19 protein-coding genes are annotated in these 26,846 nt (G+C 62.9%); 6 read left to right on the top strand and 13 right to left on the bottom strand.

Translation table 11 applies throughout. The annotated features are described in order from the left end of the window. Positions 1-319: 319 nt before the first annotated feature. The gene (locus tag B5D32_RS01940) at positions 320-2,566 is read right to left on the bottom strand and encodes a hydratase (RefSeq protein ID WP_078783407.1); all 2,247 of its coding nucleotides are present in this window, start codon (positions 2,564-2,566) and stop codon (positions 320-322) included. A 245-nt stretch (positions 2,567-2,811) separates the two neighbouring features. Then, entirely contained in the window at positions 2,812-3,810 is a 999-nt protein-coding gene (locus B5D32_RS01935; protein WP_078783406.1) for an isocitrate/isopropylmalate dehydrogenase family protein, read from the bottom strand. Positions 3,811-4,115: 305 nt separating this feature from the next. On the opposite strand from B5D32_RS01935, the gene B5D32_RS01930 reads away from it, so the two are divergent. Continuing rightward, positions 4,116-5,489, top strand: a complete 1,374-nt coding sequence (locus B5D32_RS01930; RefSeq protein WP_078783633.1) for a citrate synthase — start codon at positions 4,116-4,118, stop codon at positions 5,487-5,489. A gap of 320 nt (positions 5,490-5,809) precedes the next feature. Then, on the top strand, positions 5,810-6,553 hold the full coding sequence (locus B5D32_RS01925) for a TVP38/TMEM64 family protein (protein WP_078783405.1): 744 nt from the start codon (positions 5,810-5,812) through the stop codon (positions 6,551-6,553). Positions 6,554-6,732: 179 nt separating this feature from the next. On the opposite strand, the gene B5D32_RS01920 is transcribed toward B5D32_RS01925, so the two are convergent. From B5D32_RS01920 to dnaK, 3 genes are all read right to left on the bottom strand, one after another. Beyond that, positions 6,733-7,065, bottom strand: a complete 333-nt coding sequence (locus B5D32_RS01920; protein WP_078783404.1) for a branched-chain amino acid transporter permease — start codon at positions 7,063-7,065, stop codon at positions 6,733-6,735. Then, positions 7,055-7,750: an AzlC family ABC transporter permease gene (locus tag B5D32_RS01915; RefSeq protein WP_242943381.1), complete on the bottom strand. Its 696-nt coding sequence runs from the start codon at positions 7,748-7,750 to the stop codon at positions 7,055-7,057. The genes B5D32_RS01920 and B5D32_RS01915 overlap by 11 nt, the downstream gene beginning before the upstream one ends. A 159-nt stretch (positions 7,751-7,909) precedes the next feature. After that, positions 7,910-9,688, bottom strand: a complete 1,779-nt coding sequence (gene dnaK, locus B5D32_RS01910; RefSeq protein ID WP_078783403.1) for a molecular chaperone DnaK — start codon at positions 9,686-9,688, stop codon at positions 7,910-7,912. Between the two features lie 211 nt (positions 9,689-9,899). Here dnaK and hisB point away from each other — a divergent pair, with 211 nt between their 5' ends. Beyond that, on the top strand, positions 9,900-10,487 hold the full coding sequence (gene hisB, locus B5D32_RS01905) for an imidazoleglycerol-phosphate dehydratase HisB (RefSeq protein WP_078783402.1): 588 nt from the start codon (positions 9,900-9,902) through the stop codon (positions 10,485-10,487). A 112-nt stretch (positions 10,488-10,599) separates the two neighbouring features. Further along, a complete protein-coding gene (glyA, locus tag B5D32_RS01900) occupies positions 10,600-11,856 on the top strand; it encodes a serine hydroxymethyltransferase (protein ID WP_078783401.1) in 1,257 nt (418 codons plus the stop codon). A gap of 447 nt (positions 11,857-12,303) precedes the next feature. On the opposite strand, the gene pdxR is transcribed toward glyA, so the two are convergent. Then, positions 12,304-13,695, bottom strand: a complete 1,392-nt coding sequence (gene pdxR / locus B5D32_RS01895; RefSeq protein WP_078783400.1) for a MocR-like pyridoxine biosynthesis transcription factor PdxR — start codon at positions 13,693-13,695, stop codon at positions 12,304-12,306. A gap of 122 nt (positions 13,696-13,817) precedes the next feature. Here pdxR and B5D32_RS01890 point away from each other — a divergent pair, with 122 nt between their 5' ends. Both B5D32_RS01890 and B5D32_RS01885 read left to right on the top strand, forming a co-directional pair. Beyond that, positions 13,818-14,471 carry an ECF transporter S component gene (locus B5D32_RS01890; protein ID WP_078783399.1) on the top strand — a complete coding sequence of 218 codons (654 nt, stop codon included), beginning with the start codon at positions 13,818-13,820 and terminating at the stop codon, positions 14,469-14,471. Positions 14,472-14,637: 166 nt separating this feature from the next. After that, entirely contained in the window at positions 14,638-15,891 is a 1,254-nt protein-coding gene (locus B5D32_RS01885; RefSeq protein WP_078783398.1) for an SGNH/GDSL hydrolase family protein, read from the top strand. A 43-nt stretch (positions 15,892-15,934) separates the two neighbouring features. Here the strand turns inward: B5D32_RS01885 and B5D32_RS01880 are convergent, their stop codons facing one another. The 7 genes from B5D32_RS01880 to B5D32_RS01850 all read right to left on the bottom strand — a co-directional run bounded on the left by B5D32_RS01880 (position 15,935) and on the right by B5D32_RS01850 (position 26,700). Beyond that, positions 15,935-16,474 (bottom strand): DUF5662 family protein, encoded by a 540-nt coding sequence (locus B5D32_RS01880; protein ID WP_276327512.1) that lies wholly within the window; start codon positions 16,472-16,474, stop codon positions 15,935-15,937. Next, entirely contained in the window at positions 16,458-17,786 is a 1,329-nt protein-coding gene (locus B5D32_RS01875; RefSeq protein ID WP_078783397.1) for a hypothetical protein, read from the bottom strand. The genes B5D32_RS01880 and B5D32_RS01875 overlap by 17 nt, the downstream gene beginning before the upstream one ends. A gap of 2 nt (positions 17,787-17,788) precedes the next feature. Next, positions 17,789-19,411: an MBL fold metallo-hydrolase RNA specificity domain-containing protein gene (locus B5D32_RS01870; RefSeq protein ID WP_078783396.1), complete on the bottom strand. Its 1,623-nt coding sequence runs from the start codon at positions 19,409-19,411 to the stop codon at positions 17,789-17,791. Positions 19,412-19,906: 495 nt separating this feature from the next. Continuing rightward, positions 19,907-22,678 (bottom strand): GH25 family lysozyme, encoded by a 2,772-nt coding sequence (locus B5D32_RS01865; RefSeq protein ID WP_078783395.1) that lies wholly within the window; start codon positions 22,676-22,678, stop codon positions 19,907-19,909. Positions 22,679-22,851: 173 nt separating this feature from the next. Next, positions 22,852-24,177, bottom strand: a complete 1,326-nt coding sequence (locus B5D32_RS01860) for an MATE family efflux transporter (protein WP_078783394.1) — start codon at positions 24,175-24,177, stop codon at positions 22,852-22,854. A gap of 9 nt (positions 24,178-24,186) precedes the next feature. Continuing rightward, positions 24,187-25,752, bottom strand: coding sequence for a glucosyltransferase domain-containing protein (locus tag B5D32_RS01855; RefSeq protein ID WP_078783393.1), 1,566 nt, complete (start codon positions 25,750-25,752; stop codon positions 24,187-24,189). 3 nt (positions 25,753-25,755) lie between these two features. After that, the gene (locus tag B5D32_RS01850; RefSeq protein ID WP_078783392.1) at positions 25,756-26,700 is read right to left on the bottom strand and encodes a glycosyltransferase family 2 protein; all 945 of its coding nucleotides are present in this window, start codon (positions 26,698-26,700) and stop codon (positions 25,756-25,758) included. Positions 26,701-26,846 lie beyond the last annotated feature (146 nt).

Genomic DNA, 26,846 nt, shown 5'->3' with positions numbered 1-26,846 from the left:
GCCTTGCCGTCTGTTGTGAAACAGGCGGCTTTTGTATTATAGCAGAAATTTCGACGGTATGCAAGAATTTTTGCAGCGATCCGCCGGACACTACGGGCGGATATGGAATCCGCCCCTACGGTGTAGGGGGCGATGCTCGTCATCGCCCCGGAAGTGTTGTGACCGCCGCCATGTGCCGCGGGCGAACAATGTTCGCCCCTACAGCACCCCTTTTGAATTGCATTGTAGGGAGAGGTCTTGACCCCTCCGCGGGCCGATGCAAGCATCAGCCCCTACAGAAGCGGCCCGCCGGGATTTTTTCCCAGCGGGCCGTTTTTCTTTAGTTATTCTTGTAATAATTGATCAGGCAGCCGTCCGCCAGAATCTGTCTCTCGGCGTCGGTCATGGCGCCGAGCTTGACGGTGAACTTCACCAGACCGCCGTCCGGCTTGACGGCCACGGCGTCCAGCTCGTCCGCGGCCTCCAGCAGAGCCTTGCGGACGCCGGGCAGGTAGACGTAATCGCCGTTGTCCAGCGCGCCGGGGTTCTCCACCAGGAACGGCAGCATGCCCCAGTTGATGCAGTTGGAGCGGTAGCGCTTTGTGGCGTACTCGCAGGCAAAGTTAGCCGCGCCGCCCAGCACGCGCTGGCAGCTGGCGGCCTGTTCACGGGCGGAGCCGTCGCCGGGCTTGTTGGCAAAAATGGCCGAGCCAATGTTGGTGTTGGCCGCGTCGGGCGCGTAGCCCAGCTTCTTCAAATCGTCGTAGACACGCGCAACCTCGGCGGGCAGCTTGCCTGCCTTGCGCTGTTCGTCCAGCGCCTTCACGGCCTTGGCGTTCGGCACGTAGGCCGGGTCCTTGCGGGAGAGGGTGAACTCCGCCAGCCGCAGCGGGTTGGAGCGGAAGGACGATGTCTCGCCCGACGGGATCAGCTCGTCCGTCGTCGTGACGGGGTCGGTGATGTAGCTGACAATTTTGACCAGCAGGTCGTCGGTCAGAGCGGGCTGCTCGGGCCAGTCCTTGATGTTCGGGCCGAATTTCAGCGCGTAGTCCGGCTCCGGATGGCCCCAGCCGTTGTAGACGCGCTTGTCGTAGACTCCCTGCTCAAAGTGGTAGTCGGGCACGGTGTACTCCACGTCGGTCAGCTCGCTGGCGGCGGTCAGGTAGCCGCCGTTGGCCGCGGTGGCCGCAATGGAGCGGGCGTCCATCAGGGCGACGGCGCTGATCTGGCCCTCGCCGGGCTTGGAGCCCTCGCGGTTCGGGAAGTTGCGGGTCGTGTGGCGGATGGAGAACTCGCCGTTGGCCGGGGTGTCGCCCGCGCCGAAGCAGGGGCCGCAGAAGCACTCGCGGAAGATGCCGCCGGCGGCGACAATGTCCGCCACCGCGCCATTTTTGACCAGCTCCAGATAGGTCGGCATGCTGTCGGGGTAGACGCTGAACTTGAACTCGCCGTTGCCGCAGCTCTTGCCTTTAATGATGTCCGCCACGGCGCAGATATTTTCATACGTGCCGCCGGAGCAGCCGGCCACAACGCCCTGGTCAACGTAGATGCGGCCATCGTCGCAGATCTTGCCGACGAGGTCCATCTCGACCTTGCCGCCCAGCTGCCTGTTGGCCTGGTCCTGCGCCGCCTGCAGGATCTCTTTGGCGTTGGCCTTCAGCTCGCGGATCGGGTAGGCGTAGCTGGGGTGCATCGGCAGCGCGATCATGCACTCGACGGTGGAGAGGTCCAGCTCAATGCAGCCGTCGTAGTAGGCCACGTCGGCGGGCTTCAATTCCTTATAAGCCTCGGGGCGGCCATGCTGCACAAAATATTTCTTCGTGGTATCGTCGGTCTGCCAGATGGAGGACCAGCAGGTCGTCTCGGTGGTCATGACGTCGATGCCGTTGCGGTAGTCGGCACTCAGGTTTGCCACGCCGGGGCCGACGAACTCCATGACCTTGTTCTTCACATAGCCGTTGGCGTAGGTCGCGGCAACCAGCGCCAGCGCGACGTCGTGCGGGCCGACGCCCGGAGCGGGCTTGCCGGTCAGGTAGATGGCAACGACCCCGGGATAGCTCATATCGTAGGTGCGGCCCACGAGCTGCTTGGCCAGCTCGCCGCCGCCCTCGCCGACGGCCATCGTGCCGAGGGCGCCGTAGCGGGTGTGGGAGTCAGAGCCCAGGATCATCCGCCCGCAGCCGGACATCATCTCGCGGTTGTAGCTGTGGATGACGGCCATGTTCGGCGGAACATAGATGCCGCCGTATTTGTGGGCAGCGGACAGGGCAAACTGATGGTCGTCCTCGTTGATGGTGCCGCCGACAGCGCAGAGGCTGTTGTGGCAGTTCGTCATGACGTAGGGCAGCGGGAACTCCGTCATGCCGGACGCGCGGGCCGTCTGGATGATGCCGACATAGGTGATGTCGTGGCTGGTCATCGAGTCGAACTTCATGCGCAGGTCCTGCATGGAGTCACCGGTATTATGGGCCTTCAAAATGCCGTAGGCGATGGTGCCTTTTTTGGCGTCTGCCTCGGTGACGCCCGCCGGGGCGGAAGTCTGAGGCACGCCGTTTACAAGGTATACGCCGGTGTCGTGCAGCTTCATGGGAAAACCTCCGTTTTTGCAAATAAGAAATAAAAAATAATAAATAATAAAGATTGTGGAGTTTTCTCCCGTTGGTCGAAAACAAAAACGTAGGGGCGGATTCCATATCCGCCCGGACACAGGCAGCCGCCTTGCGGGCGCATATAGAATGCGCCCCTACGATGCACATTTTTTTGAGCGGAGCACAGCGACGCGATCCACCGCATTTATTATTTTTTATTTATTCTTTATTATTTGAGCACCGCTCACTCTGCCAGTCGGCTGATGATTGCCTGGGTAAACTCCTTCGTTCCCGCGGTGCCGCCGATGTCGGCAGTGACGACCTTGCCCTCCTCGACCTGGGCCAGGATGGCGGCATTGAGCTTGGCGGCCTTGTCAGTCTCGCCAAGGTCGTTCAGCATCATGGCAAAGGCCATCAGGATGGCGCTGGGGTTAGCCTTGTCCTGCCCGGCAATGTCGGGGGCAGAGCCGTGGACGGCCTCATAGATGCGGGTGCTGTCGCCGATGTTGGCGCTGGGCGCAAAGCCCAGGCCGCCGACGAGACCGGCGCACAGGTCACTGATAATATCGCCGTAGAGGTTCGGCGCGACGAGCACGTCGAACTGCTCGGGCTTCTGCACCAGCTTCATGCACAAAGCGTCGATGATGCAGTCGTCCGCGGTGATCTCGGGGTACTCCGCGGCGACCTCGCGGAAGGTGCGCAGGAACAGGCCGTCGGTCAGCTTCATGATGTTGGCCTTGTGGACTGCCGTGACCTTTTTGCGGCCATTTTTGCGGGCATAGTCAAATGCAAAGCGGCAGATCTTCTCGCACGCGGGGCGGGTGATGAGCTTGACGCCGTTGGCGATCTCGTCGTTCAGCATATACTCGATGCCCTTGTAGAGATCCTCGGTGTTCTCGCGCACGATGACAAGGTCTACATTGTCAAAGCGGGTCGGTACGCCCGGCAGCGTGTGCACCGGGCGCAGGTTTGCATAGGTGGAAAAGCGCTGGCGCAGCTGCACATTGATGCTGCGGAAGCCCTTGCCGATGGGGGTGGCGGTGGGGCCCTTGAGTGCCCAGCCGCACGCTTCGATCGCATCCAGCGTGCCGGGGGCGATCAGCTCGCCGCTCTCGGCGGCGTACTCGGCACCGGCAGCAAACTCCTGCCATTCAATGCCGGTGTTCAGTGCGGCGGATACCTCGCGGACGCTCTCGGCAATTTCACGGCCAATGCCGTCGCCCGGAATCAGAACTGCTTTCATAAATAGTACTTTTCCCCTTTCCCTGTCTTACTCTGCATTTTCTGCGGTATACCTAACATACTACCCGGTTTAGAGCCGGTTGTCAATCCGCATTTTTACACAATAGGCACATTTTTGGCCGCCAGCTTAATTTTTTAAAGCATTTTCCCGAAAAATTTAGAAAAATTTTAAGTTTTTCTTGACAAATTTGCGGAAATGCTATAAAATCAATCTATCGGGCATATTGCTAGGGGAAGCCAACAGTGGTATGCGCCTGTATAAGTATGCAAAGTATATAAAATTGGTCAAAGAGAGGGGTACGCATGATGTATTACCCGGACGTCCCGGCCCTGGAGCCGGATGAGCTTGAGCTGCTCTGCCACGAATATCTGGAACACAACGCCACCCTTGACCCGCATCTGGCGGATCAGATGGGCGTCAAGCGCGGCCTGCGCAATCTGGACGGCACCGGCGTGCTGGCCGGCATCACGAACGTTTCCAACGTTATCGGCTATGACAAGAAGGAGGACGGCACCATCGTGCCCATTCCGGGCCGCCTGGTCTACCGCGGCATCGACATTGACACGCTGGCCGCCGAGGCCGACGCCCATGACCGCTTCATGTTTGAGGAGGTCATCTGGCTGCTACTGTTCGGCTCCCTGCCCACGCAGGAGCAGTACGCCAAGTTCCGCAAGCTGCTGGAGCACCATCGCGAGCTGCCCCAGGGCTTTGCCGACGACATGATCTTAAATTCGCCGTCGCCGAACCTGATGAACAAGATGGCACGAAGCGTGCTGGCCATGTACAGCTACGACGAGCACGCCGAGGACAACAGTCTGCCCAACATCCTGCGCCAGAGCATCAACCTGATCGCCGAGCTGCCCACGATGATGGTGAACGCCTACCAGATCAAGCGCCGCGTCTATGACCGGTCCAGCATGTACTTCCACCTGCCCACCGAGGGCCAGAGCACGGCGGAGCATATTTTGAGCACCTACCGCGCCGACCAGAAGTTCACCCACGAGGAAGCGCGTCTGCTCGACCTCTGCCTGCTCGTCCACGCGGACCACGGCGGCGGCAACTGCTCGACCTTCACCTGCCGCGTGCTGTCCAGCTCCGGCACGGACACCTATGCGGCCATCAGCTCGGCCATCGGCGCGCTGAAAGGCCCCAAGCACGGCGGCGCGAACCTGAAGGTCATGCACCAGCTGGATTACATTCTGGAAAATGTCGAGGACCCGTCCAACGACGACGAGGTCCGCGAGTTCCTGCGCAAGATCCTCCGCAAGGAGCGCGGCGACGGCAGCGGCCTGATCTACGGCATGGGCCACGCCGTCTACACGATGAGCGACCCCCGTGCGCAGATTTTGAAAACCCACGCCAAGAGCCTGGCCTACAAGAAGGGCTACGACGAGGAGTACGAGCTGCTGTGCAGCATTGAGCGCCTGGCCCCGCAGGTTTTTGCCGAGGAAAAGCACGGCCCGAAGAAGGTCTGCGCCAACGTGGACCTGTTCAGCGGCCTGATCTACCGTATGCTCGGCATCAGCGAGGACCTGTACACCCCGCTGTTTGCGATTGCCCGTGTGCCCGGCTGGTGTGCCCACCGCGTCGAGGAGGTCGAGTTCGCGAACCGCATCATCCGCCCCGCCTACAAGTACCTCGGCAAGCCGCAGGAGTACGTTCCGCTGGAGAAGCGATAAGATTGGTATTTTCCCGGTGCAAGTATGCACCGGGATTTTTTGTTTGGAATGCCGCACAGTAGGGGCCTACCCACAAACACCCGTCCGCCGTAATCGCCCCGGAGCGGTCAAGACCGTTCCCTACAAAGCAGCCGTGAGTGTCGGTTTGTAGGGGAGGGTCTTGACTCTCCCGGGTCGTTCACGGCTGCCGCAGCGTTCACGGGAGGGATGAATTCCTCCCCTACACATGACCAGCGAAGGGGCCCCAAAATTTTCTTGCTTTTCTCCGCTGTTTTTGGTATAGTATTCTCTGTTTTTTAACCACAAGGAGATACTATTTCATGTCCGAACATGCCAATAAAAGAGAAAAGCGGCTGGCGATGCTGGTCGTGGCGGCGGTGGTGCTGTTCACGGTGCTGCTCATCGTGGAGACGTTCCGCCTGCTGCTGCCCGGGCTCTGGTCCGCGTTTTCTGCCGGGGATGAGCAGGCGCTGAGCGAATACCTGGCCAGCCAGGGGCGGCTGCGCAGCTTTCTGACGCTGTGGTTCCTGGCCGTCGTGCAGGTGCTGTCGCTCGTCATTCCGGCCATGCCGGTGCAGCTGGCGGCAGGGCTGGCCTACGGCCCGTGGATGGGCTTTCTGACGAGCTTCTCGGCCTCCGCCGTCGCCAACATGAGCGTCTACCTCATTGCACGGCGGCTCGTGCCGGTCATCCGCCGCCTTGTCGCCGACACCCCCAAGGCTGCGAAGCTGCTGGACAGCGTGCGCAGCAGCAAGGACCCCTGGTTTTACACAATTCTGGCGTTCATCACGCCGGGGCTGCCCAACGGCATCATTCCCTATGCCGCCGCCAACGCGGGGATGCGCCCGAAGCAGTTTTTAGCGGCCATCTTCATCAGTCTGCCCTTCCCCACCCTGCTGACCTGCGCGGCAGGCAGCTTTATGCTGGAGGGCAACTGGCTGTTCACCGTGCTGACCGGCATTGTGCTGTTCAGCTTTGTGGGGATTCTGTTCTTCAACCGCACAAAATTCATCGCGTGGGCACATGAGGTCAAAAACAGGCATACCCAAAAGGCCGGAGCGTAAGCTCCGGCTTTTTTCTTGCCTCCCTCTGCGAGGGAGGTGGCCCGTAGGGCCGGAGGGAGAGAACCTTGCCACAGCCCGAAATGTTTCGGATTGCCGCTAGGTTCTCTCCCCCACCGCCTGCGGGCGGAGCCCCCTCGCAGAGGGGGCCAAGAGGTTTTGGGGACGCGCATTTTTTCTGGTTACACAAACACCGCCTGCACCAGCACCATATACAGGGCGGTGCCCACGGCGATGCTGAGCAGCGTGTTCTTCTTCCACAGGTGCAGCCCCACCACGGCGGCCCCGGCAAGCAGCTCCGGCAGGCCGTGGGTGGGGCCGAGCAGGTCCACGCCGCGCAGGCAGTAGACGACGAGCATTGCCATGATGGCGCAGGGCAGCACCCCGGCCAGATACACCACAAATTTCGGCGTGGGCCGCCCGCCGCCGAACACCACAAACGGCAGGAACCGGATCAGCGCTGTCACGCCCGCCACAACGGCCACAAGCAGCGCACCGTGTACATCAAACGGCATGGTCGGCCTCCTTTTTCTGCATAAAACCGCGCAGCACCGTCAAGGCTGCCGTGATGCCCACCATGGACGGGATCAGGAAATCGCTGCTGCCGAAAATCAGCAGACAGACCAGCGACACACCCAGCCCCACCAGCGCGGGGGTATGGTCGCGGCTGGCCTTCCACTGCTCGGTCATAACGACGAGGAACAGCGCGGTCATCGAAAAGTCAATGCCCGTCGTGTCAAACGGCAGCACACTGCCCAGCAGTGCGCCCGCCACGCCGCCCGCGATCCAGTAAAGCTGGTTCAGCAGCGACACCCAGAAATAGTATTTTTTCCGGTCCACGCCCTCGGGCACGCCGCCGCTGCACACGACGGAATAGGTCTCATCGGTCAGCGCAAAAATCAGGTACGGCTTGGCCGCGCCGGTGTCTTTATAGCGTTCCAGCATCGAAATTCCATAAAACAGATGCCGCGCGTTGACCATCAGTGTCATGATTGCCGCCGAGATCAGCGACGCGCCGCCCGCCAGCAGGTCAATTGCGACATACTGCATGCTGCCCGCGTAGATCAGCCCGCTCATGACCAGCGCCCACCCTGCGCCGTAGCCCTTGCTTTGCAAGAGCACACCAAAGCCCAGCCCCAGCACGATATACCCCGCCATGATGGGCAGGGACCGCACAAAGGCGTAACGAATCGTTTTCACTTTTCTTTTCCTCTTTAATCTACTAAAGTGCTATGTTGGGTAGTATAGCACAAAAAAAATCCCCGCGCAAGCGGGGAAAAGGCATTGTTCAATAGTACCGCAAACGGGCACGGGCGGATGCTTGCACCGCCCCGGGGACCCTGCGGCTGCCGCCTCGTTTTACGCCTTCTCGCTCTCCCACCGGGCCACCAGCGGGGCGGCCACAGCGGAAAGCGCCTCCCGTGCGGTGTTGATGGCATTCACGTCCACGGGGGTCAGCTTGTCGGCCTTTTTGTGCTTCAGAACGCGCTCCAGCGTTCTTTCTGCTTCTTTGATTTTAGTACGGGTCTCGCGGTCCAGCGCCTTGCCGGCCTTGCTGCCCAGCGCGGTGTTCACGCGGTAAAGCGCGGCCTCTCCGGCGTTCAGCGCCTCCAGCGCGGCCTTGCGCTCCTTGTCCTGCCCGGCAAAGGCGGCGGCGTTCTCCTTGGCGCGTTTGATCTCATCCTCGGTCAGGTTCGATGTGCCCGAGATCGTGATGCTCTGCTGCTTGCCGGTGTCCATGTCGCGCGCCTTGACCTTGACAATGCCGTTGGCGTCGATGTCAAACGTGACCTCGATCTTCGGCACGCCCGCCCAGGCGCGCTTGATGCCGCGCAGCGTGAAGGTGCCCAGCAGCTTATTGTCCTTGGCAAACTCGCGCTCGCCCTGCAGCACTTTAATTTGCACCGTTTTCTGGAACGGCGCCGCGGTGGTGAATACCTTGCTGAACCGCGTCGGGATTGTGGAGTTGCGTTCGATCAAATGCGTTGCCACGCCGCCGACGGTCTCGATGGAAAGGGTCAGCGGGGTCACGTCCATCAGCAGCAGGTCCTCGCCGGGGCCGGAGAGCATCTCGCCGCCCAGACGTCCGGCCTGCACCGCCGCGCCCAGTGCAACGCACTCGTCGGGGTTCAGCGATTTGGACGGCTCCAGACCGGTCATCCGCACGACCTTGGCCTGCACCGCCGGGATGCGGGTCGAGCCGCCGACCAGCAAAACCTGATCCAGGTCGCTGGCCGAAAGGCGTGCGTCGCTCAGGGCGTTGCGCACGGGCAAGGCGGTGCGCTCGATCAAATCGGCGCAGAGCTCCTCAAATTTAGCGCGTGTCAGCGTAGTTTGCAGGTGCAGCGCACCGTCTGTCGCCATCGTGAGGAACGGCAGATTGATGTCGGTCTGCTTCGCGCTGGAAAGCGCTTTTTTCGCCTTTTCGGCCTCCTCGCGCAGGCGCTGCATCGCCACGCGGTCATTCGTCAGGTCCACGCCGTGTTCGGCCCTGCACTGGTCTGCCAGCCAGTTGACGATGCGCTCGTCAAAGTCGTCGCCGCCCAGAAAGTTATCGCCGCAGGTCGAGAGCACCTGCACGATGCCGTCGCCGATGCGGATGAGCGACACGTCAAATGTGCCGCCGCCGAGGTCGTAGACCATGACGGTCTGGGTGCGGCCATTGTCCAGCCCGTAGGCCAGCGCCGCGGCTGTCGGCTCGTTGATGATGCGGCGCACGTCCAGCCCGGCAATGCGCCCGGCGTCCTTCGTGGCCTGGCGCTGGGCATCGTTAAAGTAGGCGGGCACGGTGATGACCGCCTCGGTGACAGGCTCACCGAGATACGCCTCGGCATCGGCCTTCAGTTTTTGCAGGATGAGGGCGCTCAGCTCCTGCGGCGTGTAGCATTTTCCGTCGATGGGCACGCGGGTCTCGCTGCCCATCAGCCGCTTGACGCTGGACACGGTGCGGGGGGCGTTCGTCACGGCCTGGCGCTTGGCGGGCTCGCCCACCAGCCGTTCTCCCACCTTGGTGAACGCGACGACAGAGGGCGTCGTGCGCTGCCCCTCGGCGTTGGGGATGACGACGGGCTTGCCGCCCTCGACCACCGCCACACAGCTGTTGGTAGTCCCCAGGTCAATTCCGATTATTTTTGCCATGGTGGTGCTTGTCCTTTCAAAAAAGACACTTTTGAATCATAATTCTATTGTAGCGCCTGCCGCCGGGAAAAGTGTTGCGATTTCGTAAATAAATTGAGGAGAATTTTATAAACCTGCGGGGCTTCCCCCCTCGGGGGAAGCCCAAGAAAATGTTGACGCTCACGCCCCAACGTGCTATAGTTAGTTTAAAGCACTAAAGAGGGGGATTCCTATGGCACGCACCGCGACGGTCACCCGCAATACGCGGGAGACACAGATCACGCTGACGATTGACCTGGACGGCACCGGCAGGGCCGACCTGCACACGGGCATCGGCTTTTTTGACCACATGCTGGACGGCTTCGCCCGCCACGGCCTGTTTGATGTAAGCGTCACCTGCCGCGGCGACCTGGACGTAGACTGCCACCACACAATTGAGGACATCGGCATTGCGCTGGGCACGGCCATAAAAGAAGCGCTGGGCGACAAGGCCGGGCTGGTGCGGTACGGCAGCTGCATGCTGCCGATGGACGAGACGCTGGCACTCTGCGCCGTCGATCTGGGCGGGCGGCCCTACTTTGTGTACGACGCCAGCTTTGCAGGCCAGAGCTGCGGCGGCATGGACACCCAGATGGCGCGGGAGTTTTTCTACGCCGTATCGTACAGCGCCATGATGAATCTGCATCTGAAGGTGCTCTACGGGGAGAATGACCACCATAAGCTGGAGTCCATGTTCAAGGCGTTTGCCAAGGCGCTGGACGCCGCGACGCGCAGAGATGCGCGGATCGACGGCGTTTTGTCCACCAAGGGGACGCTGTAAGGGAGATGCTCGGCGGCGGGAACGACGGGCGCCTATAGAATGTGCCCCTACATGGATCACCGTAGGGGCGTTTCCCGCCGTGGACAGCATATACATTAGGAGGGAAAGCAGTATGTACAAGGACATCATCGACACCATCGGCTTTGTGGAGCGCTACGACCCCGAGCTGGGCGCGGCTATGCAGCGTGAGCTGGGCCGCCAGCGGCAGAACATTGAGCTGATCGCCAGCGAGAACATCGTTTCCCCCGCCGTCATGGCGGCCATGGGCAGCGTGCTGACGAACAAGTACGCGGAAGGGTACCCCGGCCACCGTTATTACGGCGGCTGCCAGTACGTCGATCAGGTCGAGCAGATCGCCATTGACCGCGCCTGCAAGCTGTTCGGTGCGAAGTATGCCAACGTCCAGCCGCACTCCGGCGCACAGGCCAACCTGGCCGTCTACTTTGCGCTGCTGAACGTCGGCGACACCGTCATGGGCATGGACCTGTCCCAGGGCGGCCACCTGACCCACGGCTCCCCCGTGAACATGAGCGGCAAGAACTACAACTTTGTCTCCTACGGCGTCTCCGCCGAGGATGGCCGCATCGACTACGCCGCACTGGCCAAGCAGGTCGCGAAGGTCCGCCCCAAGCTGCTGATCGCCGGTGCGTCGGCCTATCCCCGCGCCATCGACTTTGAGAAGCTGGCCGAGATTGCCCACGGCTACGGCGCGATGCTGATGGTCGATATGGCGCACATTGCAGGTCTTGTCGCAGGCGGCCAGCACCAGAGTCCTGTGCCCTACGCCGACGTGGTCACCACCACGACCCACAAGACGCTGCGCGGCCCCCGCGGCGGCCTGATTTTGACGAACAACGAGTATATCATCAAGCGCATCAACTCCGCCATCTTCCCCGGCACGCAGGGCGGCCCGCTGGAGCACGTCATCGCCGCGAAGGCCGTCTGCTTTGGCGAGGCGCTGAAGCCGGAGTTCAAGGAGTATGCCCGCAAAATCGTTGAGAACGCGAAGGCGCTTGAGGCCGAGCTGACCGCCCGCGGCGTGAAGCTGGTCTCCGGCGGCACGGACAACCACCTGCTGCTGATCGACCTGACCGACGAGGACTGCACCGGCAAGGAGCTGGAGCACAATCTGGACGAGGTGCACATCACCGCGAACAAGAACACCGTCCCCGGCGAGAGGCGCAGCCCGTTTGTGACGAGCGGCGTGCGCATCGGCACCCCCGCCGTCACGACCCGCGGCATGGGTCCCGACGAGATGAAGGTGATCGCCGACTGCATTGCAGACTGCGTGCTTGACTTTGCGAGCAAGAAGGACGAGGTCGCCAGCAAGGTCGAGGAGCTGACGAAGAAGTTCCCGCTGTATGAATAAGCCTTGATTGGAAAATAGAAAGCCGCTGCCTGTGGAATGCACATAGGCAGCGGCTTTTGTTTGTGCGCAGGGGCGGATTTCCTATCCGCCCGCGGGGTTGGCGGCGGCGGAAGGTTTACGGATCGCCGCTGTAGGGGGCGGCGTCCCCGACGCCCCGCGGAGCGGTCAAGACCGCTCCCTACCATGCGAAAGATAAACGGGCGGCAACGGCAAGGCTGCGGGCCGGGCATGCCCGGCCCCTACAGGGTGGCTTTGTTTGTGCGCAGGGGCGGATTCCATATCCGCCCGCAGGCGTGTGCGGCAGCAGAAGGTTTACGGATCGCCGCTGTAGGGGGCGGCGTCCCCGACGCCCCGCGGAGCGGTCAAGACCGCTCCCTACCATGCGAAAGATAAACGGGCGGCAGCGGCAAGGCTGCGGGCCGGGCATGCCCGGCCCCTACAGGGCATTCACGATAGCCACGCCCTCGCCAGCGCCTGTGCCACCTTCTCCACATCGTCCTCCTTCAGGGCCGAGTACCCCGCTACCACGGTATCCGCCCGGCAGAGCTCGGGCCGGGCGAGATAATACTCACTCAGGCCGCGCAGCCGCACGCCCTGCTGTGCCGCGGCGGCGACCATGGCACGCTCGCCGCCGGCCCCCGGCAGCGTCAGCAGAAAATGCAGCCCGCTGTGTACGCCGTCCAGCTCCACGCCCGGCAGCGCCGCGCGCAGCGCTGCCGCAAACGCCTCCATACGGCGCTTGTAGGCAAGGCGCATCCGGGCAAGATGCCGCGTGAAATACCCGCCCGCCATGAACTCGCAAAGCGTCTGCTGCTCAAAGCGGCTGACCGTGTTGGCGTAGGTCGCAAAATCCCGGCGATAGCGCGCCAGCAGGCTTTGCGGCAGCACCATGCAGGCAATGCGGATGCCCGGGGCCAGACTTTTTGAAAACGTCGTCAGGTAGACCACCGGGCCGTCCGGGCCCGCCATGCCCTGCAAACTGGGCAGAGGGCGCGTATCAAAGCGGAACTCCGAGTCGTAGTCGTCCTCCAAAATGTATCGCCCGGGCTGGGCCGCTGCCCAGGCCAGCAGCTGGGCGCGGCGGGTCGCAGGCATCGTAACACCCGTCGGAAAGTGATGACTGGGCGTCAGATAGCAGAGGTTTGCACCGCTTTTTTCCAGCGCGTCGGCGGGCAGACCCTCGCGGTCAATGTCCACCAGCGTGCAGGGAATGCCGCTGTTCTGCAGGACCGTCCGCGTGCGGAAGTAGCCGGGGTTCTCGATGGCCGCCATGCCGTCGCTGAACAGGTGCGCCAGGCACCCGAGCAGATACTCAATGCCAGCGCCGACGACGATCTGCTCCGGCGTGCATTCCACACCGCGGTACACCGACAAATATTCCGCGATCTGCGTGCGCAGCGGGGCGTCGCCCTGCATTTCGCCGCGCTGTAAAAGCTCGGGCCGCTGGTAGAGCAGCTCCTTCTGGATGCGTCCCCAGCTGCGCGCCGGGAACAGCGCCGTGTCCACGCTGCCGGTGGACAGGTCGTAGACCGGCTGCGTCGCGGCGGGCGGCTGCGGTGCAGGGGCGGCGGGTGCGCGGCGGGCGCGGCTGTGCAGCATGCCGTAGGTCTTTTGCACATAAAAGCCGCTGCGGGGGCGCGGCTCTGCCAGACCCTCGGCGGCCAGCATCTGGTAGGCGGCGTCCACCGTGTTGACGCTGACGCCCTGCTGCGCAGCCATCGTGCGGCGGCCCGGCAGCGGCGTTCCGGGTGCGCGCTGGCCGGTGCGGATCTCATCCGCCAGGGCGGCGTACAGCTGCTCATACAGCGGCGTTTTTTGGTCGGCATCCAACTCTATCATGACAGTCCTCCACACTGGCCCCATAAAAAATTTAAAAACTGAGCATTTATTCAGAGCCAGAAATCAGTATAATAAAAACATACCTTCCCGGAAGGAAAATGTCAATAGAGGTGTACGAAACTATGTCTACCGCAACGATGTGGCTGCTGCTGTTCGTCGTAGCAGCCCTGGCACTGCTGATCGCAGCGCTGACCAAAACGAAATTCACCGTGCAGAAAATCAGCATCATCGGCATCATGGCCGCGATGAGCTTTGTCGCGTATGAGTTCTTCCGCATCCCGAACGTCTTTGGCACGGGGTCCAGCTTCCATCTGGGCAACACCTTCACGGCGCTGACCGCCATGCTGCTGGACGGTGTGTCCGGCGGTCTGGCCGGTGCCATCGGCCTGGCGCTGGCCGACGTTGTCGCCGGTGACCCGGGCTACGCCATCACGACCTTTATTCTGAAATTCATCATCGGTCTGGTCTGCGGCGCGGTGTCCCACAAGGTCATCCACCTCAGGACCTTCCCCACCGGCAGCAAGTTCAAGTACGTGGCCGCCGTCACGGCGTCGGCCTTCAGCGGCCTGCTGGTCAACGTGTTCACCGACCCGTTCATCGGCTACTTCCGCAACCTGTACATCTTTGGCCAGCCCGCGGAGTTCGTCTCCGTCGTGACCAAGATCGCCAGCGGTGTGACGCTGGTCAATTCCCTGCTCTCCACCGTCTGCGCCGTTGTCCTGTACATCGCCCTGCGCCCCGCCCTGGAGAAGGCACATCTGCTGCCGAAGGAGTAAAAACCACACCATCCTCATTTCTGTTTACCCCCGCTTCGGCGGGGTTTTTGTTTTGCGGCAAATTATGTAAAAATTGCAAAAAGACTGGCGTTCCGGTGGGAAATGGTGTAAAATGAATTTACATATTGTGTAAACACTCCATGCTCCCACGCGAAAGGAGCCTTTCATGGCAGGCAAAACCAAATCACAAAAGAAAAAAGCGCTGGATATGCGCAGCAAGATGTATCTGGTGCTGGCTCTGTGCAGCGTCATGCTGCTGGTCAGCGTCGGCATCTCGCTGGTGCTCATCGGCGGCATCGACCTCGGCGGCGCGGACGCCCAGAGCGTGTCCACCGTGGACAGCGCGTCCATGGTCGTCGAGAGCGGCTATAATAAAGAGGAAAACACCATTGATACCCAGGCCTACACCTCGACGATCCTTGAGCAGGCCGCCGACGCGGGCGACAGCTATGTGGACGAGACGCTGTTTCTGGGCGACAGCAACACAGCCCGCATGTACCGCATGTTCGACTATTGCAGCTACGACAACGCCATCGGCTCGGTGGGCATGACCGCCAAGAGCCTGGCGACCTTTGCCTGCGTGCAGGTAAGCACTTCGTCCGGCTACATCACAATGCCCCAGGCCGTGGCGAAATTGCAGCCGCGCCGGGTCATCCTGACCTTCGGCACGAACGACCTGAACCCCGGCTATAAGGCCGCGGACTTCGTCAAAAACTACCGGACCGGCATCGAGGCCATCGTCACCGCCTACCCCAGCGTGGACATCATCGTCAACGCCATCCCGCCCATCGGGCAGCAGCACTCCAACCAGAGCCTGACCCAGACCCAGGTGGACGAGTACAACAAAGCGCTCGTCGAAATGTGCCAGGAGAAGGGCTGGAAGTTCCTAAACAGCGCCGAGGTGCTGAAGGATTCCGTTACCGGCTACGCCAAGAGCGGCTATGTGGAGACGAGCGACGGCATCCATCTGACCCGCACGGCGATGGACGCGCTGTTCAACTACATCCGCACCCACAGCTACATTACCGAAGATGACCGCCCCGCGCTGACGACGATCCCGAAGCACACCGGCGACAAGGACGCCGTAGTCTACACGGTGCCGGTGGTCAGCTCCTCCAGCACCGCCACGGCGACGGCCACGCCCGAGCCGACGGAGGAGCCCGCCGACAGCGAGAGCACGAGTGACAGCTATGTGGAGACCACGCCGACGCCGACCCCCGAGGTCACGGCCACCCCGTCCCCGACGCCCGAGGTGACACCAACTCCCCCGGAGTCAACTGAGCCGACACCAACTCCCCCGGAGTCAACTGAGCCGACACCGACACCCCCCGAGCCGACCGCGGAGCCGACACCCACGCCCCCGGAGAACACCTCCGATGCAGATGTTTCCGCCGGGAATGACGGAACTCAACCTACATAAAACACCGACCCCCGCAGCGCCTGACGCTGCGGGGGTCTTTTTCTTATGCTTTTTTGCCGAGCAGCTCGGTGCGGATGTAGCGGAAGCAGGCGTCCTCGCCCTCGTCGCGCAGGATCAGCAGGCAGGTCTCCAGCTCCTTGCGGGTCTCGGGGTGCAGGATGTAGTGGTCCCTGCTGCGGTCATAGTACTCCCACGCCGCGGCGTCGGTGTACTTGTCGCCCTTATAGTTCTTGCTGGCGGCAATGCGGTCACAGACCATCTCGGCCACGTAGCGGGCGGGCATCCGCATACCAGCCATGGCATGGTCGCCGTCCGGCGCGTAGTCGATCCAGTATTCCAGATGGTGCTTGTTGCGGCCCTTATGGTGCAGCCAGGCGGCGCTGTAGCCCTCGGCCTGGCGCTGGGCGTTGTTGGGGCTGCACGTCCCCTGCCAGTATTTGGCCCCGGCCCAGAACTCCACGGGGGCCAGCTTGCTTAAATCGTGGGTCAGGCCCTGCCAGTACAGCCCGCAGCGGAAGCAGTTTTTCATCACCAGCATTTTGTGATGGCGGATCGTTTTGTAGTGTTTAATGGGATGCCACAAGGTCTTTTTTCCTCCCCGGGATCATGAGTTTTGCCAGCACCGGCAGCAGCATACAGCTGATCGGCACAAACGCAAAGTGCCACAGCATCGGTACAAGGTGGGTATGGATCGCGGCGTGCGCCTTGGACAGCATCATCCAGGACGCCGGGGCCGCCAGCCCCAGCCCCCAGACGATGCACGGCGGCACCAGCTGCGCCGCCGTGCCGCGGCGCAGGCAGACAACAACGCTCACCGCGCCGACCAGCAGCGCAAACAGCAGCAGCTGCCATGCCGTGACGCTGACGGGCCCGAGCTGCAAAAGCGGCTCCGTACTCTCACGGAAATACTGCGCGAGCACCTGCGGCACGTTCACGTCCCGCACCGCGCCGTCCGTCAGGCTGACGCGGTCCGTGACGGCCCGGGTCATGTTCTGCCAGGCGTCCGCCGCGCTGCCGAAGCAGAGCCATTCCTGTGCGAACCAGAGCGCCAGCGCCGCAGTCACACCGCCCAGCGCCGAGACACCCGCCCCGACGGTGCGGCCCAGCCAGACGAGCGCGCCGTGCGGGTCGCGCCGCACAAAATACGCCTTGGCTGCCGCGTAGCAGAGCGGGATCTCACACAGGATCAAAAATGTTGTGATAAATTCAAACCCGCACATGCAGCGCACCATGCAGGCGGCGGCCACCAGCGGCCAGCACCCGCGGGGCGTTTTGCCGCGCACGCGGGTGCAATGGCAGAGCCAAAGCGCCGCCAGCAGCGGCAGCAGCCAGGTCCAGAGGCACCAGTACAGGTCCTTCATGCCGCGCTGCAGCCAGGGGGCCAGCAGCACCGACGCAAACCCGAACGCTGCCGCCAGCGGGCCGAATTCTTCCCACACGGCCAGCGCCACAAGCAGCTCCGCCGCGTAGAACAGCGTGCTGTTCAGCCAGTAGAGGGCGGTCTCCCGCGCCAGACCGTCGGGCAGCCGGTGCCGCAGCAGACGGTTGACCCTGCCGAACAGCCAGCCCTGTAAGCCCGACTGGTGGGTGTAGGGGTGGAACGCTGCCGCGTCGGTGGGGGTGTCGTCCCGGAACAGTGCGCGGTTCGTGTCGTCGCTCCAATCGTCGGTGTAGACCCCCAGAAAGCCGCCGGGGGCGTACTGCCCCTGCTCCATCTGGTGGATGCGGCCATAGACGAGCGTCTGGGAGCCTGTATCCCACACGCCGGTCAGGTAGGCGCTGGCATTGTGCCGCACCGTTGTCAGCAGCGCGGCCAGCGCCAGCACTGCCAGCAGGGTCGCCGCGCCGCGCAGGGGTGCGGGCAGCGTCTGCCATATTCCTTTTGCTTTTGTCAATGTTATCGATCCCATTTGTCGCACAGCGCAGCGATCTGGCTGGCAAATTTTGCAAGGTCCTTGTTGGCCCCGCCCTGGTTGTGGCGGATGACCTCCAGCAGGCGCTGGCCCATGTTGGCCAGCCGGTCATAGGCCGCGCTGGTGCACACAGTCTCGGCGGATTTCGTCTTGATGATCTTTTGGGTGTTGCCGACCTCGGCGCAGGCGACGCGGCCCTCGGCGGCGATCCAGATCGAACCGTTGTAGGGGGCGTCGGCCTCGTAGCCCTCCTCCTTCAGATGGTTGGCCCAGTGCTCGGCGACGGCGTCCTCGCCGTGGTTGACAAAGACGAACTTCGGCTTTTCGTCAAAGGCGCGGAGCCAGGCTTCCAGCCCGTCCTTGTCGGCGTGACCCGAAAGCCCGCCCAGCTGCGCAATGCGGGCCCTGACCTGCACCGGCTCGCCAAAGAGCTTGACCTCCTGCGCACCGTTGACCAGCGCGTTGCCTAAGGTGCCGGGGCTTTGGTAGCCGACGAACAGCACCGTACACTCGGGCCGCCAGAGGTTATATTTTAAGTGGTGGCGGATGCGGCCCGCGTCGCACATGCCGGCGGCGGAGATGATGACCTTGGGCGTCGGGTCACCGTTGATGGCCATGGATTCCTCTTTCGTCTCGCTGACGTGCAGACCCGGGAACTGCAGGGGGTTCCGGCCGCTCTGCACCAGGGCGAGGGCTTCGTCGTCGTAGCACTCGGCAAAGTTTTCCCGGAAGATCGTGGTGGATTTGCTCGCCAGCGGGCTGTCCACAAAGACCGGGAAGTTTTCGTGGCCCTTGATACGGCCCTCGGCCTTGATCTGGCGGATAAAATACAAAAGTTCCTGCGTGCGGCCCACGGCAAAGCTGGGGATGACGACATTGCCGCCCTTGTCGAACGTCGATTGCAGCACGGCGCTCAAATCACCGATATAATCCGGTTTCGGGCCGTGGCTGCGGTCTCCGTAGGTGGATTCCATGACAAGGTAATCCGCGTGGCCCGGGTTGGACGGGTCCTTGATGAGCGGCTGATGGGTGTTGCCGATGTCGCCCGAGAAAACGATGATTTCCGGCGTGCGGCCCGGCTCCGCAATGCGCAGCGAGACGGACGCGCTGCCCAGCAGGTGCCCCACATCGGTAAAGCGCATCTCGATTTTGCCGGTTGGCCCGTCGAACAGCGTCTGCCACGTCTCATAGGGGCAGGGCACAAACTGCTTCATGACGTTCTGCGCGTCCTCGACGGTGTAGTCCGGCTCGATCATCTCGGCACCGCTGCGCATGGCCTTGCGGTTTTTCCACTCGGCCTCCTGCTCCTGAATGTGAGCGGAATCCTCCAGCATGATGGCGCAGAGGTCGCGGGTCGCATCGGTGGTATAGATGGGGCCGCGGTAGCCGTTTTTGTACAGGTACGGGATGCGGCCCGAGTGGTCGATGTGCGCATGGGTCAGCAGCAGTGCCTCATAGGTGCCGGGCGCGCAGGGCAGGTCGGCGTTCTCATACACGTCGCGGCCCTGCTCCATGCCGCAGTCGATCAGAAAGCGGTGTCCCGCCGCCTCCAGCTGTGTGCAGCTGCCGGTCACTTCCCGGTCAGCGCCTAAGAATGTGAGCTTCATGTGGGAGAACCTCCTTTATTTAGGGATGTTACGGGGAGAACGAGAGTTGCCGTGAGGTTGGCGGGGCGTCGAGGACGCCGCCCCCTACGGACTGCCGTGAATGGGTGCGCACGAGAGGGGCGAGGGAGGGCGGCAGCCCGCCCCTTCCAAGTTGGCGGGTGAAGCCCGGGGATGGGCGGCGACGGAAAGCCCGTCGGAATCCCCCAGGCCGCTAGCGCGGCCAGCCCCCTTTGACAAGGGGGCCTCCCTCTCCCCCTGCGGGGGTTCGGGGGAACACCCGACTCAAAAGTGGAGGAAGGCTCGGCGGCGTTAAGAACGGACAGTAATACTGCGTCCGTTTAGCCGCCGAGACTTCCGACTTCCGCTTTGGGGTTCTTAGGGGCGTGCAGCCCCTAAGTCGCGGGTCCGCTGCGTCGAAACAGCGGCAGTTTTCTTTGGTTCTTTCTTTTGCTGCCAAAAGAAAGAACAACCTCCCGGGAGACTGCCGTTAATCCTTTAGCCGCGTCTCCCGACCCCGTACTGCGGGGCCTCCGGCAGCACAAACTCTGTGGTAAAGTTAGCGGTCAGGTCGTTGATGTTCATCCGAACACTCCAAAAGACATCGCCGTAATCGCGCAGGACCGTGTACTCCGCACCCAGACCGGCCAGAGTCGCCGTGTCGGTGACGATGTAGACTACATCCCCCTCGGGGGCGTACTCGGTCAGACTGTTCTGGTAGACGCGGCTGACCGTGCCGCCGTCGGCCAGCGCCCGGGCGGCTTCTGCGGTGGTGCTGACCAGCTGAATGCGCGCTGTCGCGGGCAGGGCGGCCATCAAATCCCCGCGGGTGATCTCGCCGTATTCCGGCTCGGTCACACCGCCCGCGAAAGCCTCGACGGACGCCCCCTCCGGCAGCCCCGTGGCCGTGTCATTTGTGACGATCTCGGCGTAGAGCGCCGCCAGATAGTTGCCGAAGCTGATGGTTTTGTTGGCGTCGGGGTTGGCCGCGTAGGTGAACAGCGGCGTGTAGAGGATGCTCTGGTCGTCGGCGTCCAGCGTGGCGATCTCCGCCGCGGCGCTGGTATAGGCGTCCGCACCGGCCTGCTGGGCCTCGTCTGCCGTCTCGGTGGGGGCGGTGGTGTCACTGCCGCCCACGGCCTCGGTGTCCTTGCCGGGGTCGGCGGCATCGGCAGCGGTGTCGGCCTGCGCGGCGTCGGCAGTGCTCATCGCCAGCCAGGTGGCGCGGCGGCTCTCCATCTCGGCAGCCGCCACAGGCTGCCGGAGCTCGACGCGGCAGCCACCGCCCTGGGTAAAGACCAGGTCCAGCTGTGCCACACCGGTCAGACCCAGATCCGCGCCCAGCACGTTCGTGCCGTTTTCCGCCGTTGTGCCGTCAATAATGGCCGTCACACCCTGGCTCAGCAGGGCCTTCTGCCAGTCGCCCGCCGGGGCGGTGGAGACAATCGCAAGGATGGCATCGCACCCGGCGTTCTGCAGGGCGGTGATCTGCTCGGCGGCGGTGTCGGTCCAGTCGCGGGCCGTGATGAACTCCCCGTTGGACGCCGAGATGACCGCGGCCTGCGCCGGGTCGTTCAACACAAAGAAGCCGATTTTATACCCCGCGCGCTCCACGACGGTGTAGCGGCCATTGGTCACGCGGTTGCGGCTCCAGCTTGTGGAGCGATAGAACACAGCGGTGCCCTCGTTGTTCAGCAGATTGGACGCCAGCGACGGGCCGCTGCCCATGTTGGCATCGCTGACCAGGCGGGTCGTGCCGTAGGCAAAGTCGGTCAGCGCCATGGCGTGCAGGTCGTACCCCGCCGCCGAGAACGCCGACAGCATATCCATGCCGCCGGTCAGGCTGGCGCTCTCGGTGCCGTGCAGGCTGTCGCCCGCGTCCAGCAGGATGGAATCCGGGGTCGCGCCCTTGAGCGCGGCGGCGTCCGCCAGCGTGGCGCGGTCCCCGCGCAGGCCCGCCGTGGCAAAGATCGGGACCGTGATGTCCCCGACCCGCACGCGGCAGGTCAGGCGCTCGGTGCCATCGGCCAGCGTGGCCGTGATCGTGCATTCCCCGCTGTCGGTGCGGGCGCGGACCGTGCCGTTTTTGTCCACGGTGGCCACGGTCTTGTCGCTCGTCGTCCAGTAGACCCTGCGTCCGCCGTCCTTCTCGCCCGGCTCGTTCGTTGCCAGCGTGGCGTAGGCGTCCTTGCCGTCCATGTGCAGCTCGTCGGTGTAGGTATCGTTCAGGAGCACCGGCGCGGCGGTCTTGCCGTTGCAGGCGGACACACCGGTAAATTTAAACGGTTTCATGACAAAATCCAGATCCACCGTCTCGCTCTGGACGCCGTAGTCCGCGCCCGGGGCGCTGAAGGTGCACTGCCACATATCGTAGGTGCCCGCGTAGTCCAAATCGTCGGAGAACCGCGCGATCCAGAGGTTGTCGCGCCATTTGTCAAAGGCTGGATCCGTCATGCGGGCGCGTACCCAGTTGCGGGAGGCATACAGCCCCTGCGCACCGATGTAGCCGTACTCGGTCAGGCGGTCAAAGAACGCCTGCGTGATCTCGGCCATCTCGGAGGGGAAAACGCCGCTGATGTACTTATCCTCGAGGTCGTAGTAGACCGGGTAGCTCAGCCGGTAGGGCGCGGCGGTGTAGTCGTCCAGCCCCTCCTGCGGCGGGGCGGTCAGGCCCAGCAGCCGCGCGACGTGGTCGGCCTCGCTGCGGGCCTCCTCCACCGTCGTGGCGTAGGAATAAAGGTACGCGCCGAACGGGATGCCCAGCCGGGTGCATTCGTCGGCGTTGCGCCGCCACTGGGGGTCATCCTGCGCCCAGTTTTCCTCCTGGCCGTCCCACTCGCCGCCGAAGCCGCAGCGGATGATGGCAAAGTCGATGCCGGCAGCCTTGGCCTTTTCCCAGTCGATCTCGCCCTGGAACTTGGATACGTCCATGCCTTTGAGCACCGCGGCGGGCATGGCCCGGCCGCTTGTGTTGAAGTAGTAGCCCAGATCGTTCTTCTGCCAGGCCGCGGCGGGCGTGCCGAAGTCCGCCTCGGCGGGGCCTTTCTCCTCTGCCGAGCAGCGCACCAGCACCACCGACACAATGACCACGACCAGCAGGCAGAGCAAACACAGCCCCAGCACAAGGCGGCTGCGGCGGCGTTTGGCGCCGGGACGTTTCTTTTTCTTCGGCGGCGGGGGCGCGTCGGGGCGCGGGGCCGTTTGCCCGGCCTGCGGGGCGGGCGCAGCCGTCCGGGCAGGGCGGCGGTAGACTTTGCGTTCTTCTGGCACGGTGCGTTACCTCTCTTGGGCAGATTTTATGCTGTGGATAGATAGTATTAGTGTAGCATTTTGTCGAAGAAATTACAATCGGAAACGCGAGATATTGGGGAAATTTTACAGAATAAAAAAGCGGCGGCCAGCTCCCTGACCGCCGTTCTTTGCCTTCCCCCTCGGAGGAAGCCTTATAACTCCCTGCACGTCCAAAAATAATACGGCACCTCAAACGCCAGCATGACGCACCAGCCGAAGGCACAGGCAAAGGCGATGCCGGGCAGGCCCACCCGCGGGGCCAGCACCGCAGCAGCGGCAGCACGCAGCCCCGCCTGTAAGCAGGTGCCGATCAGCGTCGTCGTCATCTTGCCCATGCCGCGGTAAAAGCCCTGGAAACCGTTCGTCAGCGCGGGCAGGGCGTAGAACACCGCCATCCAGCCCAGATACGTGCTGCCCAGTGCAATGACGTCGGCGGCTCCCTCCCCTGCCACAAACAGGGACAGGATGCCCCGGCGCAGCAGCAGCGTCAGGCTGCCCATCAGCAGCCAATAGCCCAGCTCCAGCCGCAGGCCCACCGCAAAGCCGCGGCGGATGCGGGCGGTCTGCCCGGCGCCGCGGTTCTGGGCAATGTAGGTCGTAATGGCCGTGGCAATGCTCTGCTCCGGCGTGAAGGCAAAATCGTCCACCCGCGTGACCGCGTTGAACGCCGCGATAGCCCCGACCCCCAGCGCGTTGACCTGCCCCTGAATGAGCACCTTGCAGATCGGCTGCACGGCCTGCTGCACCGCCGTCACCGCGCCGTAGCGCAAAATCGGCCCCAGCAGGTCGCGGCGGATGCGCCACTGCCCCTGCCCGGGGCAGAGCTCCGGCACGCGGCGTGCCAGGTAGACGGCGGCCAGCAGCGCGCTGGCAGCCTCGGCCACGACAGTGGTCACGGCGCTGCACACAATGCCGAAGCCCAGCCCGCCAATTAAAATGAGATCCAGCACCGCGTTGAGCACGGCGGAGAACGCCAGGAATTTCAGCGGCGTTTTGCTGTCGCCGACACTTTTCAGGCCCGCCGCCAGCGCGTTATAGAAAAACGTGAACGGCGCGCCCAGGAACGCGATGCGCAGGTAGATGCCGGTGATGCTAAAAATCGAGTCCGGCACGGCCAGCGCGCGCAGGATCCACGGCGTCAGCGCACAGCCCAGCGCCGCGGCGGCACAGCAGAGCGCCGCGCCGAACAGCAGCGTCGTTGCCAACGTCTCTTTTAGGCGGGCGGTCCGCTTTGCGCCGAACGCCTCACTCATCAGTACGCCCGCGCCGATGCACAGGCCGCTGATGGCCAAAATCACCAGATTCATGACCGGCCCGGCCACGCCCTCGGCGGCCAGCGCGTCCCGCCCGATGAACCGCCCTGCGATGATGGAATCCACCGCATTGTACGCCAGCTGCAGCCAGTTCCCCAGCAGCAGCGGCACCGCATACAGAAAGAGGTGCCCCAGCGGGGCACCCTTGGTCATATCACGCATCATTATCAGCTCTCAAAACGGAAAATCTGCCACCTTCAGCGTTACAACGCCGTCGATGGTCTGGATACAGCCATCTGCCGGGTAGTTGGGCATGGCCTTGAACGCATCGGAATTGCTGATGGTGCGGACAGTCTCGTCCGCGCATTCGTTGAGCTGGACGCCCAGCTTGTCCCACACCAGCACATACCAGCCGTGGGCGTTGAACGTCGGGTCGAAGGAGAGCGGGCCGAACTGCGCCAGTTCCCCGGCCATAGGCTTGAGCGGGGATTCCTCCGGGTACGCGCCGCGCTTCGGCTCACCCAGGATCACGACCTCGGCGCCGTTCTGGTAGTCGGCGTTTTCTTCCAGCCGGGTACACAGGCGGTTGGCGAGGTTCACAACTGTGGTCTTTTGTTTCAGCATGACCGCCGCGTCGTTGTTGACCTGCACGGCAAACCCGCGCAGCAGCACCGCGCAAAACGCCGTGCAGAGCGCCATTCCCCAGGAGAACGCCCGTTCCGTCAGTGCGGGAGCCGCGTCGATCACGGCGATGGCAAACGGCACCACGATGGCCAGCGAGCCCGCCATCCGCAGCGCCACAGTGGCCCCGGTGTTGATAACGTCGGTCACATTGGCTGCGGCGGGCAGCAGGGCCACCAGTACCACCGCCACAGCGGCGGCCTTGCGGTCGTGCAGCACGACGAGCCACCGCAGCCCGGCCAGCGCCGCCAGCACAAACAGCAGCAGGTAGCCCGCGATCTGCCCATAGTGGTTTTGGGCAATGCCGTGGGTGAAGAAGTAGGCGTAAAAATCAAAGTAGGCGTTTTTCAGGCCTAACGGCAGATTGCGCAGTGTCTCCATTCCCACGGTGTTGATACCGTTGATGCCGGATAGGCCCACATCGTACAGCCGCAGGAACAATTTTAAAATCAGCATATACAGCGCCGCACCGCTGCCGCCCATCAACACCATGCGCAGGGCAGTCAGGCCGGTGGCCTGCCATTCGCCGGGGCGGCGCAGAACGGCCAGAAGCAGCAGCATGACGCACAAGCCCGCCGCTGTGCCCAGATTGGCCTGATACATTCCCAGCGCGAACGCCAGGCAGACCGTACCCATCAGCCAGACAAACCGTACGCCGCAGACGGCGGATCGCACGGCCAGCACCGCTAGCAGGAAAGACAGCGCATAGGATACACTGCAATAGTGGTAGGTTTCAACTTCCGCTACATAGGGCGCACAGACCAGTGTAAGCGGGATGAGATATTTTGCCACACGGCTGCGCACAGCAAACAAATCCGTTAGCAGCACTCCCGCCAATGCGTAGAGGAACAGCATCAGCAATGCCGAAAGCGCAGGCTGATTGATGCCGCCGCGCAGCATATCCACCAGGCGCAGCGCCCAACGCCCCTGCTGTGTCTCCCAATACAGATGCTCGGGCCAGCCATCGGCAGTGTACAGTGCACCGATGTGTACGGCATCAAAATTGCCGAGTTGGTTAGCATAAATCGTGTAATGTACGCCGCAACCGACCAGCAGCGCCACGACCAGCGGGCGGAAGTTTTTCGCCCACCACAGACTCACTTTTTTCTGCCAGTCCATCGTTTATTTTTTGTCCTCTTCGGTCTCGGCGACGATGTAGATGGGGCGGTGCTTGACCTCCAGGTAGGTCTTGGCGAGGTACTCGCCCACAATGCCGGTGCAGAACAGCTGGACGCCGCTGCACAGCAGAATGATGCAGACCATGCTGGGCCAGCCGGAGGTCGGGTCGCCGAACATCAGCGCGCGGACGACGACAAAGAGGATGCCGATGAACGCGAGGATGCAGAACAGCACGCCCGCCCCCGCCGCGATCAGCAGCGGCGTGGTCGAGAAGCCGACGATGCCCTCGATGGAGTACTTGAACAGGCCCCAGAAATTCCACTTGGTCGTACCGGCGACGCGCTCGATGTTCTCATAGTCGAACCACTTGGTCTTGAAGCCGACCCAGCTGAAAATGCCCTTGCTGAAGCGGTTGTACTCGGCCATGCTGAGCACCGCGTCGGTCATTTTGCGGCTCATCAGGCGGAAATCCCTCGCACCGTCGACAATTTCCGTATCAGACATCTTGTTGATGATCTGGTAGAACTTGCGGGCAAACCAGCTGCGCAACGGCGGCTCGCCCTTGCGGGTCGTGCGGCGGGTGGCGGCGCAGTCGTACTCGCCGGTCAGCAGCGTGTCCAGCATCTGCGGCAGCAGCGCGGGCGGGTCCTGCAGATCGGCGTCCATCGTGGCGACGTAATCGCCCCTGGCGGCCTGTAAACCCGCGTAGATACCGGCCTCCTTGCCGAAGTTGCGGCTGAACGAGACATACCGCACACGGGGGTCCTGCGCGTGCAGCTCACGCGCGACGCGCAGCGTGCCGTCGCGGGAGCCGTCGTCCACAAAGATAAACTCAAACTCCGCGCCGTGGCTGGCTTTCATCTCCGCCGCCACGCGGGAGGCTTCTTTATAAAAAAGCGGCATCGCTTCTTCTTCATTGTAACAGGGTACGATCAGACTGATGAGCATGGTAGGACCTGCTTTCGTCAAAGTTTTTGATGGTTTTATTATAGCGTAGTTTGGGCGGTTTGTAAACAACGGATGTAGTGGGAGCCCTAAGCCTTCCCCTTTGGGGGAAGGTGGCCCCGCAGGGCCGGATGAGGGGCAGGTGTGCC

Origin of the sequence: Gemmiger formicilis, from assembly GCF_900167555.1 — a bacterium.
GTDB classification, from domain to species: Bacteria; Bacillota; Clostridia; order Oscillospirales; family Ruminococcaceae; genus Gemmiger; species Gemmiger formicilis.
Note: the sequence above shows the minus strand (reverse complement) of the source record. Positions and strands in the feature narration are given on the sequence as shown.